The 18,585-nt window shown below is 71.9% G+C and carries 16 protein-coding genes; 8 read left to right on the top strand and 8 right to left on the bottom strand.

Features of this window, described 5'->3' with window-relative positions:
- Window positions 1-2: 2 nt before the first annotated feature.
- On the bottom strand, window positions 3-638 hold the full coding sequence (locus tag MKK64_RS14275) for a LemA family protein (RefSeq protein ID WP_147859166.1): 636 nt from the start codon (window positions 636-638) through the stop codon (window positions 3-5).
- A gap of 179 nt (window positions 639-817) precedes the next feature.
- Between MKK64_RS14275 and MKK64_RS14270 the strand changes: the two genes are divergently transcribed.
- Both MKK64_RS14270 and MKK64_RS14265 read left to right on the top strand, forming a co-directional pair.
- Window positions 818-1,147 carry a SelT/SelW/SelH family protein gene (locus tag MKK64_RS14270; RefSeq protein WP_243935553.1) on the top strand — a complete coding sequence of 110 codons (330 nt, stop codon included), beginning with the start codon at window positions 818-820 and terminating at the stop codon, window positions 1,145-1,147.
- Window positions 1,148-1,154: 7 nt separating this feature from the next.
- Complete coding sequence (locus tag MKK64_RS14265; protein ID WP_243935552.1) at window positions 1,155-3,416, top strand: sensor histidine kinase; 2,262 nt, start codon at window positions 1,155-1,157, stop codon at window positions 3,414-3,416.
- A 337-nt stretch (window positions 3,417-3,753) separates the two neighbouring features.
- Here MKK64_RS14265 and MKK64_RS14260 read toward each other — a convergent pair whose 3' ends face one another.
- Entirely contained in the window at window positions 3,754-7,017 is a 3,264-nt protein-coding gene (locus MKK64_RS14260) for an autotransporter domain-containing protein (protein ID WP_243935551.1), read from the bottom strand.
- Window positions 7,018-7,211: 194 nt separating this feature from the next.
- Window positions 7,212-8,192 (bottom strand): NUDIX hydrolase, encoded by a 981-nt coding sequence (locus MKK64_RS14255; protein ID WP_147729042.1) that lies wholly within the window; start codon window positions 8,190-8,192, stop codon window positions 7,212-7,214.
- A 250-nt stretch (window positions 8,193-8,442) separates the two neighbouring features.
- On the opposite strand from MKK64_RS14255, the gene thiE reads away from it, so the two are divergent.
- The 3 genes from thiE (at window position 8,443) to MKK64_RS14240 (ending at window position 10,727) form a co-directional block, all read left to right on the top strand.
- Window positions 8,443-9,168, top strand: a complete 726-nt coding sequence (gene thiE / locus MKK64_RS14250; RefSeq protein ID WP_243935550.1) for a thiamine phosphate synthase — start codon at window positions 8,443-8,445, stop codon at window positions 9,166-9,168.
- Window positions 9,165-9,977, top strand: coding sequence for a bifunctional hydroxymethylpyrimidine kinase/phosphomethylpyrimidine kinase (gene thiD, locus MKK64_RS14245; protein ID WP_243935548.1), 813 nt, complete (start codon window positions 9,165-9,167; stop codon window positions 9,975-9,977). The genes thiE and thiD overlap by 4 nt, the downstream gene beginning before the upstream one ends.
- Before the next feature lie 126 nt (window positions 9,978-10,103).
- Window positions 10,104-10,727, top strand: coding sequence for a helix-turn-helix domain-containing protein (locus MKK64_RS14240; protein WP_147729642.1), 624 nt, complete (start codon window positions 10,104-10,106; stop codon window positions 10,725-10,727).
- A gap of 13 nt (window positions 10,728-10,740) precedes the next feature.
- Here MKK64_RS14240 and MKK64_RS14235 read toward each other — a convergent pair whose 3' ends face one another.
- The 5 genes from MKK64_RS14235 to MKK64_RS14215 all read right to left on the bottom strand — a co-directional run bounded on the left by MKK64_RS14235 (window position 10,741) and on the right by MKK64_RS14215 (window position 15,891).
- Window positions 10,741-11,328, bottom strand: coding sequence for an ABC-type transport auxiliary lipoprotein family protein (locus MKK64_RS14235; RefSeq protein ID WP_243935546.1), 588 nt, complete (start codon window positions 11,326-11,328; stop codon window positions 10,741-10,743).
- Between the two features lie 121 nt (window positions 11,329-11,449).
- Window positions 11,450-12,532, bottom strand: a complete 1,083-nt coding sequence (locus tag MKK64_RS14230) for an MlaD family protein (protein WP_147729241.1) — start codon at window positions 12,530-12,532, stop codon at window positions 11,450-11,452.
- Window positions 12,533-12,621: 89 nt separating this feature from the next.
- On the bottom strand, window positions 12,622-13,431 hold the full coding sequence (locus MKK64_RS14225; protein WP_187275573.1) for an ABC transporter ATP-binding protein: 810 nt from the start codon (window positions 13,429-13,431) through the stop codon (window positions 12,622-12,624).
- Between the two features lie 25 nt (window positions 13,432-13,456).
- On the bottom strand, window positions 13,457-14,557 hold the full coding sequence (locus MKK64_RS14220) for an ABC transporter permease (protein ID WP_243935603.1): 1,101 nt from the start codon (window positions 14,555-14,557) through the stop codon (window positions 13,457-13,459).
- Between the two features lie 110 nt (window positions 14,558-14,667).
- The gene (locus tag MKK64_RS14215) at window positions 14,668-15,891 is read right to left on the bottom strand and encodes an MFS transporter (RefSeq protein WP_243935544.1); all 1,224 of its coding nucleotides are present in this window, start codon (window positions 15,889-15,891) and stop codon (window positions 14,668-14,670) included.
- A 151-nt stretch (window positions 15,892-16,042) separates the two neighbouring features.
- Here MKK64_RS14215 and MKK64_RS14210 point away from each other — a divergent pair, with 151 nt between their 5' ends.
- The 3 genes from MKK64_RS14210 to MKK64_RS14200 all read left to right on the top strand — a co-directional run bounded on the left by MKK64_RS14210 (window position 16,043) and on the right by MKK64_RS14200 (window position 18,550).
- On the top strand, window positions 16,043-17,068 hold the full coding sequence (locus MKK64_RS14210) for a hypothetical protein (protein WP_243935542.1): 1,026 nt from the start codon (window positions 16,043-16,045) through the stop codon (window positions 17,066-17,068).
- A gap of 197 nt (window positions 17,069-17,265) precedes the next feature.
- On the top strand, window positions 17,266-17,994 hold the full coding sequence (locus tag MKK64_RS14205; protein ID WP_243935541.1) for an AAA family ATPase: 729 nt from the start codon (window positions 17,266-17,268) through the stop codon (window positions 17,992-17,994).
- Between the two features lie 115 nt (window positions 17,995-18,109).
- Entirely contained in the window at window positions 18,110-18,550 is a 441-nt protein-coding gene (locus tag MKK64_RS14200) for a DUF1489 family protein (protein WP_147728889.1), read from the top strand.
- Window positions 18,551-18,585: the final 35 nt, after the last annotated feature.

Here is an 18,585-nt window from a genome sequence, read left to right as displayed (position 1 = left end):
CCCTAGAACTTCACGTTCGGCGCCCGCTCGGAATTGGGCGTTGCCGTGAAGGTCTCCATCGGCTTCGATTCCGGGTAGAACCACGCCGCGATCCAGCGGCCGGGAATGGTGCGGATCTCGGTGTTGTAGGCCTGGACCGTGCCGATGTAGTCGCGCCGCGCCACCGCGATCCGGTTCTCGGTGCCCTCGAGCTGCGACTGCAGCGCCAGGAAGTTCTGGTTCGACTTCAGGTCGGGGTAGGCTTCGACCGTGGCCAGCAGGCGCCCGAGCGCACCGCTGAGCTGGTTCTGCGCGTCCTGGAACTGCTTGAACTTGGCCGGGTCGGTGATCGTCGAGGCGTCGACCTTGACGCTGGTGGCGTTGGCGCGGGCCTCGGTCACCTTGGTCAGGGTGTCCTGCTCCTGCTTGGCGTAGCCCTTCACCGTCTCGACGAGGTTCGGGATCAGGTCGGCCCGGCGCTGGTACTGGTTCTGCACCTCGCTCCAGGAGGATTTCGCCTGCTCCTCCAGCGTGGGAACGCGGTTGATCGCGCCGCAACCGGAGAGGCAGGACGCGAACAGCATCGCGATCAGCGCACCGGCGATGCGGGCGATGATCGGGCTGGTCCGCGGCGTTGCGAAGTCCGCACTCGACGACATGTCCACCACTCCTGCCTGCCTCGTCCGGCCCAGCTTGGCCGTAATCACGCCGACGTGAGATAGGGTGCCGCACCCGCCGGGAGAAGGGCCGCGCCGCGCGTTCGCGATGCATCGCGCGATCGTCCGGGCGGAGCCGATCGAGGTTGACAAGCCCATCGCCGCGGTGCGCTGTGCGCCCCATGGATGACACGCCTCAAGCTGCGGCGGACAAGCCGCGCGTTGCCATCACCTATTGTACCCAGTGCAACTGGCTCCTGCGGGCCGCCTGGATGGCGCAGGAACTGCTCTCGACCTTCTGCGACGACCTCGGCGAGGTCGCGCTGATCCCGGCGAGCGGCGGCGCCTTCTCGATCACCGTCGGCCCCGACACGGTCTGGGAGCGGACCCGCGACGGCGGCTTCCCCGACGTGAAGGCCCTGAAGCAGCGCGTGCGCGACCGGCTCGATCCGGCGCGCGATCTCGGCCATATCGACCGGCCGAGCTCCGATCGGCCGAAGTCCGACCCGTGATGGCGCGATGCTGCAGGACTACGCCCCCGATGACGCCGCCGCGCCCGCCCGCGATCCGGATGCTGCGGTGAGCCCGAGCGAGCTGCCCGCCGCCCGCGGCCGCCGCGGCCCGCGTCCGAGCTGGCTCCGCCGTCGCATCGAGCGGCTCGAGCGGAACGGCGCCTCGACGCAGGTCTACCTCGTCGCGCTGGTGATCGCGCTGATCGGGCCGGGCCTGATCTTCACCGCGATCCTGCTCGCCCGCTACGCCTCCGTCGAGCGTGCGCGCTTCGAGCAGGATGCCCGCGAGAACGTGCGCGGCATCGCCCTGTCGATCGATCGCGACACCGCCGGCCTGGTCTCGGTGCTGCAGACCCTCGCCACCTCGCCGCGCCTGAAGGATGGCGAGTTCGAGGCCTTCGACGCGCAGGCCCGTCTCGTCCGCGAGGCGATCGACCTCGACATCATGCTGCGCCGTCCCGACGGGCAGCAGATCGTCAACACCGGGATCAAGCGCGGCGGCATGCTGCCGATCACCGTGCTGCCGTTCGACAAGGAGATCGCCTCGGGCACCCAGCGGGCGATGGTGACCGGCTACCTTCCCGGGCCGATGCCGGGCGATGCCACCTACGGTGTCGCCGTGCCGGTGATGGTCGGCCCGAACGTCGCCTACATCCTCAGTTTCAGCGCGCCCGTGAGCCGCCTGCAGGCGATCCTCGCCCGCGAGGTCGTCGAGGGCTGGACCACCGGCATCTCCGACCGGCAGGCGCTGGTTCTCGCCCGCCTGCCCGACCCGGGCGCGATCGTCGGACGCCCGCGCCTCGCCAGCCTGCGGCAGATCCAGACCGAGACGCCCGGTGTCTGGCAGGGCAAGGACCGGCAGCACCGCCCGGTCGTCGTGGTGGAGGCGCGCTCGCGCCTCACCGGGTGGACGGTCGGCACCAGCATCCCGCAGACCCTCGTCGACGCGCGGCTGCGCCGCTGGGTCTGGGCCTTCGGCGGGTTCGGCCTTCTCGTCCTGGCGACGTCGTCGGCGCTCGCCGTCGTGCTGTGGTCGCGGGTGTCGCGTCCGCTGCGCCAGCTCGCGGCCTCCGGCCCGGCCCTGTCGCGCGGCGAGGCGATCCCGCGCATCGCCTCGCCGGTGCACGAGATCCGCCGCCTCGGCGACGTGCTCACCGACGCCTCGCTCCGGTTGAAGACCCGCGAGGGCGAGCGCGACCGCGCACTGGCCGACACCCGCCGCGGGCTCTCGGCGCTGCGGGAGAGCGAGGCGCGCTTCCGCCACATGGCCGATTCCGCGCCGGCGCTGATCTGGATGACGGACGAGGCTGCGACGGTCAGCTTCGTCAACATGCATTTCGAGCACATCTTCGGAATGCCGGCGACGGCGCTGGCCAACGAGGGCTGGCACAAGATCGTCCATCCCGACGACCTCGCCGGCTTCTCGGCCACCTTCACCGACGCCTTCGACGCGCGGAAGCCCTTCCGCACCGAGGTCCGGGTGATCGATCGCGACGGGGCGGTGCGCTGGCTCCGCTGCGAGGGCGTGCCGCGCCTCGACGACGGCGGCACCTTCCTCGGCTACACCGGCTGCAACGTCGACATCACCGATGCGAAGTCCGCCGAGGAGCACCTGCTCCTCCTGATCCACGAGCTGAACCACCGGGTGAAGAACACGCTGGCCACCGTCCAGTCGATCGCCAACCAGTCCCTGCGCAGCCTCGACGGGGCCGAGGCCGATGCGGCCCGCGGCGCCTTCGAGGCGCGGCTCCTGGCGCTCGCCCGCGTCCACGACGTGCTCACCCGCGAGAGCTGGGAGGGGGCCGAGATCGCCACGGTCGTCGCCGACGCGATCCGCCCGCTCGATTCCCCGGAGGTCTCGCGCTTCCGTGTCTCCGGGCCGCCGTTGCGGCTGCCGCCGCGGATCGCGTTGTCGATCGCCATGGCGCTGCACGAGCTCGGCACCAACGCGGTCAAGTACGGTGCGCTCTCGCGCGAAGGCGGCCGCATCGACATCGCCTGGACGCTCCGGCGCGACGACGAGGTCAGCCTCACCCTCCGATGGGTCGAGAGCGGCGGCCCGCCGGTGGCGAAGCCGACGCGCACCGGGTTCGGCTCGCGGCTGATCGAGCGCAGCCTCGCCCGCGAGCTCGCCGGCGAGGTCAATCTCGCCTTCGATCCCGCAGGCGTCGTCTGCACGATCGTGGCGCCGGTTCCGCCGCCCGGCCTGCTCGAGCGCAAGGGCGGCACCGACGTGCCCCGGATCGCGCCGCTGCCGCGATTCGGCTGATGGGGCGGGCGTTTCGGGATGGCCCGACGCAGACTCCACTGAGGTGCCTGCCGGCGTTCCGCGGATAGCGCGCACCGGAAGTCAAATGGGTAGGCGTCCCCCTATCCCAACCAACGCGCTCATCCTGAGGTGCTGCCTCGGCAGCCTCGAAGGAGCCCTCCTGCGATCGCGCGCCCGGCCGGCGGGCTCCTTCGAGGCTACCGGTTCTCGGAAGCGCTTAGGATCGAGATGAGGGGTTGGATCGGCGCGCAGGGACATCGCGTGAGACGCAAAATCGCCGCGACCCGAGGGTCGCGGCGGTGGAAATTTGGCCCGATCGTGATGGGTCCGAAACAGCTCAGAACCGGTAGGTGAAGTTTCCCTTGACGGCGTGGTCCTCGGCGCGGGACCCGACCTGCCCGGTGTAGGCGATGCCGAGGGTGGCGGCGGCCGAGACCCGCAGGTCGAGGCCGGCTTCCGCCACGAGGGCGTCGCGGTCGATCGGGATGCCCGCGGTGAGGAAGGCCGGGCCGGTGGCGCCGAAGGCCAGCAGCGCCGTCGGCACCACGTCGCCGAAGGCCCGGCGGTAGCCGAGCAGGCCGTGGGCCGAGACCGGCGCGCCGAGGCCGAGATCGAAGCTCGTCTGCGCCCGCACGCCGGCGGTGGCCGCCCCGAGGTCGTAGTCGCGGGCGAACCCGGTCAGCGCGGCGATCCCGCCGGTCTCGGTGAAGCGGTCGCGGCCGATCGCGACGACGGCGCCGCCGACGAAGGGCTCGATGTAGGACAGCTCCGCCGGGACCGGGGCGGCGTCCTGGCCGACGGGCGGCGCGGCGCCGCCCAGGAAGAGCTTGTAGCCGATCTCGCCGAAGCCCTGGATCGTCGAGCCGCCGGTGCGGGCGCTCGGCGTGTCGGCGAAGCCGGCGAACGCCACCGTCCGGGTCAGGCGCGCCGCGTTGTCGGCGTAGACCGCGCCCAGCCGCAGCGAGACCGGCCCGCGCTCGTAGCCGCCGTAGAGGCCGCCGAAGCCGCTCTCGATCGAGCCCGATTGCAGGCGCCCGGCCGTGTCGAGGCTGGTCGCGGTGTAGCCGCCGGCCACGCCGAGGCGGAAGCCGCCCGCGACGCGGACATCGGCGCCGAGCACGAAGCCCGAGGTCTGGCGCGACAGGCTCGCCGCGTTGCCGTCGCTGCGGGCCTGCCCGAAGCTGCCGAAGCCCTGGCCCCAGAGCCCGAACACCCGCGGGTCGAGGGTGCGGACGGCGACCGGCACCGGCGCGGCGCGGCGACCGGGCAGGTCGGCGGCGTAGGCGGCCGGCAGGCGGCCGTAATCGGCGCCCTCCGCGAAGCCGGGGGTGGCGCCCCAGCGCATCCGATCCAGGATCGCCTCGCGGACGAAGAACGCGGTCTCGAACTCGGCCGAGACCGTGCTCGCGTGGATGTCCCCGGTCAGCGCCCGGAAGGCTCCGACCGCCTCGGGCGTCGTCAGCCCGATGGTGCGGTCGTAGGCGCCGGTGCCGGGGCCCCCGGCCTGGATCGCGTTGGCGACCGCGCCCTGGTTGCGGGTCTGCGCAATCGTCGCGAACGCGATGTCGTTGCGGGTCAGCGTGAGGTCGACCTCGTTGGCCTGGTAGCGCAGCGTCGGGGTGAGGAAGGCGAAGTTCGCGGTCACACCCGCGAACTGCCCGGCCACGCCGCCGCCGGCGGTGAGGATCGCGTACTGCGTGCGCGGATCGTAGGTGCCGGGCGCCGCGAGCACCTGCACGGTGCCGCCGGCGAGCGTCGCCGTGCCGGCGACCGCGAGCCGGTCGGACTGGCCGGCGGCGTTGGCCTCGACCTGAAACACCGAGCCGGCCGCGAACGCCGCGTTGCCCGCGACGGTGAGCGTGCCGATGGAGTTGCCCGGCGCCACCGTGCCGCCCGAAAGCGCGCTGATGCCGCCGACCGTGCCGGTGCCGCCGAGCAGGCCGCCGTCGTTGACCGTGGCGAGGCCGGCGATTGTGCCGTTGGCGTAGAGCGCGCCGCCGTTGCCGACGGCGACGTTCGTCGTCAGCGCGTCGGCGGCATCCATCCGCAGGGCGCCGGTGACGTTCCCGAAGTAGCCGGCGGCCGAGTACAGGTCGAGACGGCTCCAGTAGCTCAGCGCCGTGCCGTAGAAGGCGGCGAGCGCGTTGGTCTCGGTGTTGAGGAGGATCTGGTTGATCGTGCCGGTCTGCAGGTTGCCGTAGAGGCCGCCGTTCGGCGCGATCGTCCTGGCGGCGGTCGTGCTGCCGCCGTAGAGCGGCGCCAGCAGGATCGAGGCGTCGGGGCCGTTGACGGGCGCCGTCTCGCGCGGCGCCTGGGCGAAGGTGAGGGTCGGCAGGCCGTAGGTCAGGCGGGCCTGGTACAGCGCCTGGTTGGCGGCGGAGGGCACGTACGGGTTGCTCGCGGTGTTGGCGGCACTCGCCGCGCAGGCCGCGACGGTGTTCCCGCACTGCGCCGCCTCGTAGGCCTGCAGCTCCGCCGCGGCCCGGGTGAACAGGCCCGGCATGTTGATCGCCGTGCCTGTCGTCGCGGCGTTGTTGATGTAGGCCGGGTTGGTGAAGGTCTGGGCGAGGTCGTAGGCCGAGAAGGCGCGCGAGGCGATGATGTCGAGCGGATAATGCACGCCGAGCACGATGCGGTCGTTGGCGTAGTCCGAGGCGCGCAGCAGCATGTTCTGGTACTGCTGCGGCACCAGCATCGCGAGCAGGTAGCCGTCGGTATAGGCGTACTGGGTGTGCCCGCTCGGGAAGGACGGGTTGGTGGCGATGCCGCTCAGCGCCGTCGGGTCGAACACGTTGTAGCGGCTCGCGGCGACCTGGATCGGCCGCGAGGAGCCGTAGACGTCCTGGCCCGCTTGCGTGTTGCGGACGCCGTAGGCGAGGTCGAGGACGCTGTCGAAGCGGTTGGGCAGCGTGCCGGTCGTCCCGGCCGCCCCGGCGGGCGAGCCGGCGGGGATCGTGTAGGGACCGGTGGGCAGGGTGTAGCCGGCCGGCGCCACCGCCGGGATCGGCGGCGCGTTGCCGGAGGGCGCGGTGCTCGGGTTGTTCGCTGCCCCGTTCGCGAAGTAGCTCTTCGCCACGCCGAGGTTGGCGCTGAGCACCGTGTAGGCCTGATTCAGGAGGTTGAAGGTATTGGTGAGCGGCCCGCTCGTCGCGGTGCTCGCCCGGATGCCGGTCTGGTAGATCGCGCCGAGCTGCGGCCCGAGCCCGCCCACGGGTTGGTAGGGGTTGAGGCCGCCCGGGCTCTGCGCCACCTGCAGCGGCAGGCCGCCCGCGAGGTTGTCGCCCGGCCCGAGATTGACCCGCGTCCCGTCGAGGAGGGTGATCGTCGTCGCGAAGGCGGCGCTTCCGGGCAGCGCCTTGTCGCTGATCGCCCGCTGCTGGTCGGCGACCGAGGCGCCCTGGTTCTGGGCGATGGCCTGCGAGAGGTTGAGCTGCAGCGTCTGCTGCCCGACCGCCGTTCCGTTCAGCGAGAGGAACGGCGCGAGCAGGTTCAGCACGTTGACGTTGGCCGGCGTCGTGTTCGCGGTCTGCGCCTGGACGGCTGCCGGCCCATAGGCCGCGACGACCACCGCGGCGATCGAGACACCCTGCTTGAAGTCCATGATTCGTCCCCTCGTGCCGATCTTCGGCGTTCTGAGAGCAGGACTAGCGAAGTCTACGTCGGAGTCTTCGTCATAATCCAGTCATAATATTGAGAAGTACGTGGGGTTGCTGAAAAGCAACAAGTATTATCATGTGCTGGCTAAATACCTCGGCCCGGAACACGGCGTCTCGAGGATGACTTTGCCGGCTCGCATCACTGCGACCGGCGCGACGGCGTCAGGCGCAGGCCGGGGGCGGGGCGCTCGAGCAGGACCTCACGGCGAAAGCGGACCAGGCGCGCCGGCCGCCCGGCGGTGCCGCTGGTGACGCCCTCGGTCTCCTCCACCAGCCCCTGCTGCGCCACCAGCCGGCGGAAGTTCTGCTTGTGGAGCTGCGTTCCCGACAGGGCCTCGACGGTGCGCTGAAGCTGGAGCAGCGTGAAGTGCGGCGGCATCAGCTCGAACACCACCGGGCGATACTTGATCTTGCCGCGCAGGCGTCCGATCGCGGTGGCGAGCACCCGGCGATGGTCGAACGCCATCGGCACTCCCGTCGGGTCGCCGGGGCGCGCGGGCCCGGCATTGCCGGCGGCTTCCGGGATCAGCCCCGCCTCGAACAGCAGCTCGTAGCGTTCCAGCACGCGCTCCTCGTTCCAGGTCGCGCCGTTAAGGCCGAAGGTGAGGCCGAGGCGGTCCGCGCGCGAGCGCCGGAGCTTGGCATCGGTCGGCGCGCCGGCCCAGGCCAGCAGCTCGGCCTCGATCGCATCGAGCTCGGGCGGCCGGCCCTTCCGGAAATCCTCGTAGGGCAGGTAGCGGTACCAGTTGCGCCAGGCCGCCTCGGCCAGGCCCGCCGGGCGCTCCTCGCGCACGAGGGCGAGGTAGGCCACCGACAGGGTGTGGACGCCTGCCCTGGCGTCGGCCTGCCGGTCGCGGTCGCCGAAGGTGTAGAGCTGCTCGACGTAGCCCAGGCGCTGGTGGGTCTGGCGCTCGACCCAGGCGCGCAGGCCGCGCTCCAGGGTGGCATGCTCCGACACGAGCGGCCCGGCCGGCAGCCCGTCGCCGCGTCCCGCGGCTTGGTCGGCCACCTGGACGGTCAGCGCCCGCGGCTCGCCCTCGGTGGCGGCGATGATCGCCGCGGCGAGCCCCACGGAGGAGGGGCTGGGCACCGTCCCGGCCGCGCGCAAGTCCGCCGACATCGTCTTTCCCGTCGCCCTGTCCATCGCATGACCCGCCGCCCAAGGCCGAGCGGTCGTCGATGGAGCGGCCGCGCATCGACCTGTCGTTGCTTAAGCCGCAAACGGCCGCAATCCGTCAACGCGGCGCCGACATTCTGGCGGGGATGGCGCCCTCTTGCCTCCGAGGCCGAAAGCGCTTGCTAAGCGGCTCTGCGGTGGCCAGACAGGGCCGAACGCGCCGGGACGACAGCCGGTCGTGAGGAGGCGGGCGATGCAGGCGGGCGGCAGCCTCGGAAACGCGACGACCGGCCGCGCGTCCGGTCCGACGGTCGACCTGCGCCTCTACGGTCTCCTCGACGTCGGCGTCTGCGGCGACGACGGGCCTCGCCTCGCCGACATGGCGGCGGCGGCGGTCGCCGGGGGCTGCACCCTGTTCCAGTATCGCGAGAAGGACATCGCCGACGCCCGCGCCGCGCTCGCCCGCATCCGCGCGATCCATGCGGCCCTCGCCGGCCGCGCGCCGCTGCTGGTCAACGACCGGGTCGACCTCGCGCTGGCCGCGGGTTGCGAGGGCGTGCATCTCGGCCAGTCGGATCTGCACCCGGCCGATGCCCGCCGGCTGCTCGGCGACCGGGCGATCGTCGGGTTGACGCTGAAGACCGGCGCGCAGGCCGACGAGCTCTATCGGCTGCCGGTGGATTACGCCTGCATCGGCGGCGTCTTCGCCACGACCAGCAAGGACAACCCGGATCCACCGGTCGGCCTCGACGGGTTCGCGCGGATCGCGTTCCGCGCCAGGCTCGCCCGCGGCACCGCGGTGCCGGTCGGCGCGATCGCCGGCATCGACGCGAGCAACGCCGCCGCGGTGATCGCCGCCGGCGCCGACGGGATCGCGGTGATCTCGGCCCTGTTCGGGGCGGAGGCGGTCGAGGGCCGGGCGCGCGACCTGCGGGCGCGGGTCGACGCGGCGCTGGCCGAACGAGGAGCTGCCCGATGACGCCGATCGCGCTGACCATCGCAGGATCGGATTCGGGCGGCGGCGCCGGGATCCAGGCCGATCTGAAGACCTTCTCCGCGCTCGGCGTCTACGGCGCCAGCGCGATCACGGCGCTGACCGCGCAGAACACGCGCGGCGTCCAGGGCATCCACGACGTGCCCGCCGACTTCGTCGCCGCGCAGATCGACAGCGTCTTCTCTGACCTCGCCGTGACGGCGGTGAAGATCGGGATGCTGTCGCAGCCGGCGGTGATCGAGGCCGTGGCCGCGGCGCTCGAGCGCCACGCCATCCCGCGGCGCATCCCGGTGGTGCTCGATCCGGTGATGGTCGCCACCAGCGGCGACCGGTTGATCTCGGACGACGCGGTGATGCTGCTGCGCAGCCGCCTGATGCCGCTCGCCGACCTGATCACCCCGAACCTGCCCGAGGCGGCGAGCCTTCTCGACGAGGCACCGGCCGCCGACGAGAACGGCGCGGCCGCGCAGGCCAGGCGCCTCGTCGCGGCGGGCGCCCACGGCGTGCTGATCAAGGGCGGCCATGCCGCGGGCGACGAGAGCGTCGACCATCTGCTGACCTCGGAGGGGCTGGTGCGGCGCCTCTCGGGCGCACGCCACCCGACGCGCAACACCCACGGCACCGGCTGCACCCTGTCGGCCGCCGTCGCCGCCGGCCTCGCGAAGCGCCTCGGCCTCGAGGCGGCGGTCCGGGCCGCCAAGGCCTACGTCGCCGCCGCGATCGCTGCCGCCGACGACCTCGCGATCGGCGAGGGGCATGGGCCGGTCCACCACTTCTTCGCGATCTGGGCCTGAACGCCGAACCGGCACGCTGCCGCATCCGCGCCGGTCGCCTTGCATCCGCGGGGGGATTGCGTTTGTAGTAGCGCACGTTCGTTCCGATAAACGGAACGCGATGGCGGAACGCGGATGGCTTCGGCGATGCAGGAACAGGCGGAACGGCCGGGTCGGGGCCGGGACATGCTGAGCGGAGCGGCCGTGCTGTCGGGACAGCTCGGCAAGACGATCCAGCGCCTGCGCAAGGCCTACAACCTCTCGCTGTCGGAACTCGCCGAGCAATCCGGCGTCGCCAAGTCGATCATCAGCCAGATCGAGCGCAACGAGACCAACCCGACGCTGGCGACGATCTGGCGCCTGTCGCAGGCGCTCGACGTCTCGATCGAGCGGGTGCTGGCGGCCAACGACGAGGAGCCCTTCATCGAGAAGTCCTCGCGCGCCGACACGCCAATCCTCGTCTCCGAGGACGGCAAGGTGCGGCTGGCGATCATCGGCTGGGTCAAGACCATCGAGTGGCTGCAATGGTACGAGGTCTCGGCCGACCCGGGCGGGGTGCTCGATTCCGATCCGCACCAGCGCGGCTCGGTCGAATCGCTCTCGGTCTCGGAGGGCTGCTTCGAGGTCGACATCGGCGGTGTCGTTCAGCGCGCGCGCGCCGGCGAGACCCTGCGCTACCGCTGCGACCGCCAGCACGTCGTCCGCTGCACCGGCGATGTGCCGGGCCGCGCGACGATGGTGGTGATCATGAAGGCGGCGGTGATGGAGTGAGCGGCCCGGGCGCTCAGCGCCCGCCGTTCACCCAGCGCACCAGGTCCGCGAGCACGGTGCCGAGCGCCTGGTCGAGCGCCCGCGCGCCGTTGCCGGCATCGACCGCGGTGACGGGCACGCGCGCCGTGAAGATCCGGGCCGCGACCACCTTGCCGGTGCCGTCGGCGACCAGCTTGGCCGAGATGTCGACCACCGCCTCGCCGGTGCCGGCCGCGATGTCGAAGGCGCGGATCTCGGAGATGAGCTGGTAGTCGGCCACGACCTTGTCGCCGGGGCGCGAGACCGAGCGCAGGCGGCCGGCATTCTCCAGGCTCTGGATGATCCGGGTCTGGATCAGGCGCGGCAGGCGATCGGCCCATTGGCCGCCGCCGAGGAACGAGAGCGAGCCGCCGGCCTCGCGCACGATGATCCGATCGGCCTCGAACGGCTGGATGCCCACCGGCTCCGCGACCACGATCGCGCGCGCGCTCGCGGCCGGGCGGCCGGCGGCCGGCAGCGCCATGAGGTCGAAGGTCAGCGGCGCGGCGCCCCCGCCGCAGCCGCCGAGGATCGGGGCGACGAGCGAGGCGACCAGGGCCAGACCGGTAACGGGACGGAGCATACGCGATACCTGAACGTTCCCGGCCGGGTGGCCGGGAACGGATGAAGCTGTGCCGTTCAAACTATTCGGCCGCATGAAATGTGCCGTGCGGCGAGGCACATCGACCCGGAACGGCGCGACTTCAGCGGCCACCGTTGTATTCCGGCAACGACGGCTTGCCGCCGAAGATCACCTGCGAGGGGTCCCGCTCCAGCGTCCGGACCGTGCGGTTCAGGGTGTTGAGCGTGCGTTGCCCGTCGGTCGACAGGGCCTCGACCTCGCGTCGGCCGGTGCCGCTGAGCCGCCCGAAGCTCGTGGCGATGTTGGCGGTGCGCTTGTCAAGGTTCTCGGACAGGGTCCGGAACGCCTTGCCGGCGTCGCGCACCGAGATCGCGGCCTCGCGCACCTGCGTGAAGGTGCTGGCGCCGGCCTCGCCCGAGGCGGATCCGAGGAAGCCCTCAGCGCCCTTCAGCACGGCGTCGATCCGGTCGGCCGAGGCGTTGAGCTTGCCCGCCAGCGACCGGGCGTCGTGCAGGCCGGCCTCGATGTCCGGGCTCGACGTCGCGAGCGCGCTCGAGAACCGGTCGGCGTTGTCGATCACGCGGTTAAGCTTGCTGCCGTCCACCGCCTTCACCAGGCTCGAGACGGCGGGCCCGGCCTCGGCCAGCGTCTTCGAGAAGCTCTCGACGTTGGCGAGCGTGCGGGTGATCGCGCCCTCGTTGCCGGCGACCAGCTTGTCGAGGCGCTGGAGCACGTCGTCGGCCCGCTGCGCGATCTGCTTGGCGGCGGCCATCATGTCCTGGATGTCGGACGAGTCGGCGAAGATCGTCGGCATCTCGCCGTTCGTGCCCGGCGCCAGCGCCGGCGCGTCGGCGTTGCCGCCGTTGAGCGCGATCACCGAGACGCCGGTCAGCATCGCCGAATCGAGGCGCGCGCGGGTGTCGGCGCGCAGGGGCGTCGAGGGGGCCACCTTGATCTCGGCGATGACCCGGCGCGGGTCCTGCGGCAGCAGGTGGACGTCCGTCACCTCGCCGACCTTGATGCCGTTGAAGGTCACGCTCGACCCGCGCGACAGCCCGCCGACGCTGCCCGAGAACACGACGCGCACCGCCTGGCTCACCTGCCGCGACGAGCCGCCCGACAGCCACAGCACGAAGCCGAAGCCGACCAGGATCACCCCGAGGGTGAAGGCGCCGATGAGGGCGAAGTTCGCACGGGTCTCCATGATCTCAGGCCTTCCGCCAAGCTGTGGCATTCGTGCGGTGCGCGGGCGCACCCGCGCGGCGCGCTGGCATCCGCCCCCGGTGCGAGCGGTCACGCATGGGCGGGGACGCCCGTCCGCACCGGCGCCGCCGGGACGATCGCGCGGGCTCGCTTGCCGTGGAAGTACGAGCGCAGCCACGGGTGGTCGTGCGCCAGCATCTCGTCGATCGTGCCGGCGGCGATGATCTGTCCGTCGCCGAGCGCCGCGATGCGGTCGCATGCGGTGTAGAGGCTGTCGAGGTCGTGCGTCACCATGAAGACGGTGAGGCCCAGGGTCTGCTTGAGGGTCGCGACCAGCTCGTCGAACTCGCCGGCGCCGATCGGGTCGAGGCCCGAGGTCGGCTCGTCGAGGAACAGGATCTCGGGGTCGAGCGCGAGCGAGCGGGCCAGCGCCGCGCGCTTGATCATGCCGCCCGACAGTTCCGAGGGCAGCTTGTCGGCGGCATCCGGCTTGAGGCCGACCATCTCGATCTTGAGGCGCGCGAACTCGTCGAGCAGGCGCTCGGACAGGTTCAGGTGCTCGCGCATCGGCATCTGGATGTTCTGCTTCACGGTGAGCGCCGAGAACAGCGCGCCCTGCTGGAACAGCACGCCCCAGCGCTGCTCGACGCCGCGGCGCTCGGCGATGGTGAGGCCGTCCATGTCCTGCCCGAACACCTCGATGGTGCCCGAGCGCTTGGCGACGAGGCCGAGGATCGTGCGGGTCAGGACCGACTTGCCCTGGCCCGACGGGCCGACGAAGCCGAGGATCTCGCCGCGGCGGATGTCGAGGTTCAGGCCCTTCAGGATGGTGCGGTCGCGAAAGCCGACGACGAGGTCGCGGACGCGGATGATCGGTTCGGGTTCGGTCGTCTCGGGCATGGCGTCTGGGTTTCGCACCGGATCCTCAGAAATCGATCGCCGCGAAGAACACCGCGAACAACCCGTCGAGGACGATCACCATGAAGATGGATTTGACGACTGAGGCGGTGACGTGGCGCCCAAGCGATTCCGCCGAGCCCTCCACGGCGAACCCCTCGATCGTCGCGATGATGCCGATGATCAGCGCCATGAACGGCGCCTTGATCAGCCCGACGAGGACGTGGTGGACGCCGACCGCCGCCTGCAGCCGCGCCAGGAACTGCTCCAGCGTGAGCCCGCCATAGGCCATCGCCGTGAGGCCGCCGCCGGTCAGCGCCGCGAGCGCCGCGATCAGCGTCAGCATCGGCAGCCCGACGACGAGGGCGAGGATGCGCGGAACGATCAGGATCTCGATCGGGTCGAGCCCCATCACGCGCAGGGCGTCGACCTCCTCGCGCATCCGCATCGAGCCGATCTCGGCGGTGAAGGCCGAGCCGGAGCGTCCGGCCACCATGATCGAGGTGAGCAGCACGCCGAGCTCGCGCAGGATCAGGAGCCCGATCAGGTTGACGACGAAGGCCGCCGCCCCGAAGCGCTGGAGCTGGAAGATGCCCTGCTGCGCGACGATGCCGCCGACGAGGAACGAGATCAGGAAGATGATCGGCACGCCGCGGAAGGCGACCTGCTCGATCTGGTTGACGAAGGCCCGGCCGCGGAAGGTCGACGGACGCGACGCCACGCGCAGGCACGCGGCGATCACCTCGCCGAGGAAGGCCAGCCCCGTGATCAGGTCGTGCCCGCCGCGGACCACGCGGCGGCCGAGGCCGTCGAGCATCGCGAAGACCCGGCCCTGGCGGACGGGAGCGGCCGGCTCGGGATCGCGCAGGTGCATCTCGCCGAGCAGGATGCGGTGCTCAGGCCGCACGCCGGCATAGCTCAGGCGCCCGCCGGCCGCCTCGATCTCGCCGCGGGTCCGCTCCAGCACCCAGGCGCCGAGGGTGTCGAGGCGCGCGACGGCGCTCAGGTCGACCATCACGGGGCGGCTCCTGGCCTCGGCGGCGATCCGCGCCGCGGCGATCTCGACCGCGCCGCCCTGGTCGGCCGTCCAGCGCCCGTCGAGCGCGACGCGTCCGTCGCCCGGCGCGATGGTCGCGCCGGCGGGCTGCCGGTCGAGTCGATGCGTCGGCGTGGTGTCGTTGGCCTGCACGAAGCCTGTGTCCCTCGATCGGCGCGGTCTGCCTGCGCGATATGTTCAGATTAGGGTTGACGGTCCGTATCGTGCCGCACCGCAACCGGAGGCTGCCCGGTGGCAGGGACCCGGGCCGCGGCCCGGCTCGCGGCGGCCGCAGTCAGGGCGAGGCCCGCGACCGCGAGCGGCGCCATCGCCAGGAAGACGAGGGGCCCGCCGGCCCGGTATGCGAAGCCGCTGAGCAGCGTGGCGCCGGCCGCCGCCGTCGCGTTCGCGGCGCTGAGCGTGCCCTGCGCCCGGCCGCGGGCGCCGTCCGGGGCGAAGGCGGAGACGGCGGCCATTGCCCCGAGCTGCGTCGCGCCGAAGGTCAGCCCGTGCAGGGCCTGGAGGCCGACGAGGGCGGGCAAGGTGTCGCCGAGGGCGTACATCCCCACAGCGCGAACCAGCGCCGCCCCGCCGCCGAGGGCGAGATAGCGGAACGGCGTGCGCCACGCGGCCGGCAGGCGGGCGACGCAGGCGAACAGCACGATCTCGGCGACGACCCCGATGCCCCAGAGCGCGCCGACCGTCGCGGTCGAGAAGCCGTGCGCGGTCCAGTGGATGCTGCCGAAGGCGTAGATCGCCGCGTGGCTCGCCTGGATCGCGGCGGCGGCGGCGACGCAGAGCTTGAGGCGCAGCGGCAGCCGTGGACGAAGCCCCTCCGCGTGCTCCGGCGCCGGCGCGGCGACCGAGCGGCTGGTGAAGGCCACCACGCTCGCGATCAGCGCCAGCCCGGTGAGCAGCAGCGGCACCGCGAGGGTTTCGCCCATCGCCGTGAGCAGCGCCCCGCCGGCGAGGTTGGCGATGAGGAACGCCACCGAGCCCGACATCCGGATCCGCGCGTAGTCGAGCCGCGGCTGCCGGCGGACGGCGGCGAGGGTGAGGTAGTCGATGCTCGGAACCAGCGGCGCGCCGGCGACCGCGTTGAGCAGCACGAGGAGCGCCAGCGCAGGCCAGCTGATCCCGGCGCCGGCCGGCATCAGGGCGTAGGTCGCCGCCAGGGCGAGGCTGCCCGTCAGCAGCAGCGCCCGGGCGCCGACGCCGCGATCGATCAGGCTCATCAGCGGTGCGGTGGCGACGATGCGCGTGGCGATCGGCAGGGCGAGCAGCAGCCCGATCACCGAGGCGTCGAGGCCGAGCGCGGCGAGCCAGACCGGCATGAACGGCATCGCGATGCCGATCTCGACGAAGACCACCGCGTAGAGGAGCGACAGGCGGAAACGGCTGGGCTCGAGGGTCGGGGACGCGGCCAAGGTCTCGGATCGATGCGGGGTGGATCGGGACGGGAGCGGCCACCGTAAGCCGCCGTTAAACCGATCCTGTCAAATTGCGCTCTTGCCAGAGTTGCGCCGGAGCCGGGTCTCGTCCCACCGCGCGAGGCTATCGCCTTCGAGGACGCGTATCATGTCCGGTTCCCACTCGCTGACGGCCTTCGAGCTGACCGAGTACGAGGCCATCGAGGCGACCATGAGCGGGAGCGCCCGCGGGCGCTGGTTCCTCGCCGAGTATGCCCGCCGCAACCGCAGCGCCGACACGAACGTGCTGCTCGACGCGATCGCGCGGCTCGAATCCGCGGTTACGGACGGGCACGGCCCGGACGCGGTCAGCCATTTCCGCGGCGACATCATGGAGATGGCGAGCGCGATCAGCCGGACCAAGGCCGAGATCGCGGCGATCACCGATCCCGATCACGACCAGACCCGGCTCGGCATCGCCTCGGAGGCGCTGGACGCGATCGTCCAGGCGACCGAGCGGGCGACCACCGACATCCTCACCGCCGCCGAGCAGGTTCAGGAAAGCGCGTGGTCGCTGCGCGAGCACGGCATCGACGAGGCGGCCTGCGACGCCCTCGACCGCTACGCGACGCAGATCTACACCGCCTGCTCGTTCCAGGACCTCACGGCGCAGCGCACGAGCCGGATCGTGCAGACTTTGCGCTATCTCGAGGAACGCCTGATCGCGATGATGGCGATCTGGGGCGATGCCGGCGCTCCGGTCCCACCGGCGCCGGGCTACGCGACCTCGCGCCCGGCCCGCGAATCGCGGCCCGAGGACCTCGATCAGAGCGACGTCGACCGCTATCTCGGCATGGACGCGCCGGCGGTGATCGCCGCCGCGCATGCGGCTCTCCGCGCGATCGAACCCGGTGCGGTGCCGCTCCACGACGACATCGTGTTCCTGCCCTCGGCGCCCGAGCCCGAGCCCGAGCCCGAGTCGGCCGCGGAGGCGTCGGACGTCGAGGCCGAGCTGGATTGGGCCGACGATTTCGAGGCGCAGATCGCCTCCGAGGACGACGCCCTCGAGTTCCGGGCTGCCGACGCGGCACCCGCCGACATCAGCGCCGAATCGCATCCGCCCGCGGAACGTGCGCTCAGCTTCGCCGAGATCGATGCGCTCAGCGTCGAGGAGAAGCTGGCGCTGTTCTGCTAGGGCTCCGCCGAGCGAGCGCGAGACCGCCCTCCGATCCGGGACCGCGCCTGCGCCGGCGAACCACGGCGGGGCGACGCGTTCCCCGAAGCTCGGCATCGCGCCTCGCGCCGCTTGCGCCCCCGTGAGATCGCCGCCCCTATGGGCCAGAGGGGCGAAGCGACGGAGGCCGGGCGTTGCCGAGGTATCGGAACAAGTCGTTGCCGCCGCCGTACCTGAAGCGGGTCTGGCTGCCCGACGACGCGGTCTACGATAGCGACGCCTATCCCTACTGCCTTCCGCTGTTCCGGGAGGGCGGGTTCGAGCTCGCGTTCGATCGTCCGGTGACCATCATCGCCGGCGAGAACGGGGTCGGGAAATCCACCCTGCTGGAGGGCATCGCGGTCCTCGCCGGGTTCGACGAGAGCGGTGGCGGCGCGGGCTACCGCGCCGTCGACAACGCCCGGGCGCCCGAGACCAGCGGCGGCGACCTCGCGCGCGTGCTCCGGGCGAGCTGGCTGCCGAAGGTCGGTCGCGGCTGGTTCTTCCGGGCGGAGAGCTTCTTCTCCGTCGCCCGCTACCTCGACGAGGTCGGCAGCCCCAGCGCGGATTTCCTATCCTACTCGCATGGCGAGGGCTTCATCCGGTTCTTCGAGGAACGCTGCGCCAAGCCCGGGATCTTCCTCTTCGACGAGCCCGAATCCGCCCTGTCGCCGAACCGGCAATTCGACTTCCTCAAGCTCTTGAAGCGCATGGAGGCGGGCAACCAGACCCAGGTGCTGATCGTCACGCATTCGCCGATCATCATGGCCCATCCCGGCGCACGGCTGCTGCGGATGAGCCGGCACGGCCTCGAGCCCGTCGCCCTCCAGGACACCGAGCATTTCCGGATCCTGCGGCAGTTCGTGAGCGATCCCGAGGGCATGATCGAGGCGATGACCGACGCGTAGCGACGATCGCGCGGCCGGAACCGGTAGCCAGGACGAAGGGTCGCGCGTTCGCCGCAATGATCCGGCGTTACACCCTGCGCGCATCGCCCGGCGCCTGCGAGAGACCGACGACATCGTGGCCCTTCACCTGCTCAAGCTCTGCGTCGGCCCCGCCTCGATCGACGAGTTGGAGGCGCGTCAATCTCGATTCCGCGACGAGGCGTTGCGGCTCGGTGCCGATCCGGCGCCGGTCCACACCACGCGGATGGTCCCGAAGCGGCGGGCCGAGATCGCCGGGCACGGCTCGATCTACTGGGTGATCAAGGGCACGCTGAGCTGCCGCCAGGCGATCACCGCGATCGACCTCGTCACCGGCGACGACGGCATCGGCCGCTGCCGCCTCGTCCTCGATCCGGCGATCGTCGCGGTGACGCCGCGGCCGTGCCGACCGTTCCAGGGCTGGCGCTACCTGACCCAGCGCGATGCGCCGGGGGACCTCGGCATCGGCGCGGCCGCCGACCTCGCCGCCATGCCCGAGGCCCTGCGCCGCGAGCTGGTCGGTCTCGGTCTCCTATGATCGGACAAACGAAGGGCGGCCCCGATGGAGCCGCC

Origin of the sequence: Methylobacterium sp. E-025, assembly GCF_022829705.1 — a bacterium.
Classification (GTDB): Bacteria; Pseudomonadota; Alphaproteobacteria; order Rhizobiales; family Beijerinckiaceae; genus Methylobacterium.
Note: the sequence above shows the minus strand (reverse complement) of the source record. Positions and strands in the feature narration are given on the sequence as shown.

Excerpts from the sequence above, each read along its gene's own strand:
- MKK64_RS14260 (WP_243935551.1), bottom strand. The coding sequence starts at position 7,017 with ATGGACTTCAAGCAGGGTGTCTCGATCGCCGCGGTGGTCGTCGCGGCC.
- MKK64_RS14240 (WP_147729642.1), top strand. The coding sequence starts at position 10,104 with ATGCAGGAACAGGCGGAACGGCCGGGTCGGGGCCGGGACATGCTGAGC.
- MKK64_RS14225 (WP_187275573.1), bottom strand. The coding sequence starts at position 13,431 with ATGCCCGAGACGACCGAACCCGAACCGATCATCCGCGTCCGCGACCTC.
- MKK64_RS14210 (WP_243935542.1), top strand. The coding sequence starts at position 16,043 with ATGTCCGGTTCCCACTCGCTGACGGCCTTCGAGCTGACCGAGTACGAG.
- MKK64_RS14230 (WP_147729241.1), bottom strand. The coding sequence starts at position 12,532 with ATGGAGACCCGTGCGAACTTCGCCCTCATCGGCGCCTTCACCCTCGGG.
- MKK64_RS14270 (WP_243935553.1), top strand. The coding sequence starts at position 818 with ATGGATGACACGCCTCAAGCTGCGGCGGACAAGCCGCGCGTTGCCATC.
- thiD (WP_243935548.1), top strand. The coding sequence starts at position 9,165 with ATGACGCCGATCGCGCTGACCATCGCAGGATCGGATTCGGGCGGCGGC.
- MKK64_RS14275 (WP_147859166.1), bottom strand. The coding sequence starts at position 638 with ATGTCGTCGAGTGCGGACTTCGCAACGCCGCGGACCAGCCCGATCATC.
- thiE (WP_243935550.1), top strand. The coding sequence starts at position 8,443 with ATGCAGGCGGGCGGCAGCCTCGGAAACGCGACGACCGGCCGCGCGTCC.
- MKK64_RS14265 (WP_243935552.1), top strand. The coding sequence starts at position 1,155 with ATGCTGCAGGACTACGCCCCCGATGACGCCGCCGCGCCCGCCCGCGAT.
- MKK64_RS14255 (WP_147729042.1), bottom strand. The coding sequence starts at position 8,192 with ATGTCGGCGGACTTGCGCGCGGCCGGGACGGTGCCCAGCCCCTCCTCC.
- MKK64_RS14235 (WP_243935546.1), bottom strand. The coding sequence starts at position 11,328 with ATGCTCCGTCCCGTTACCGGTCTGGCCCTGGTCGCCTCGCTCGTCGCC.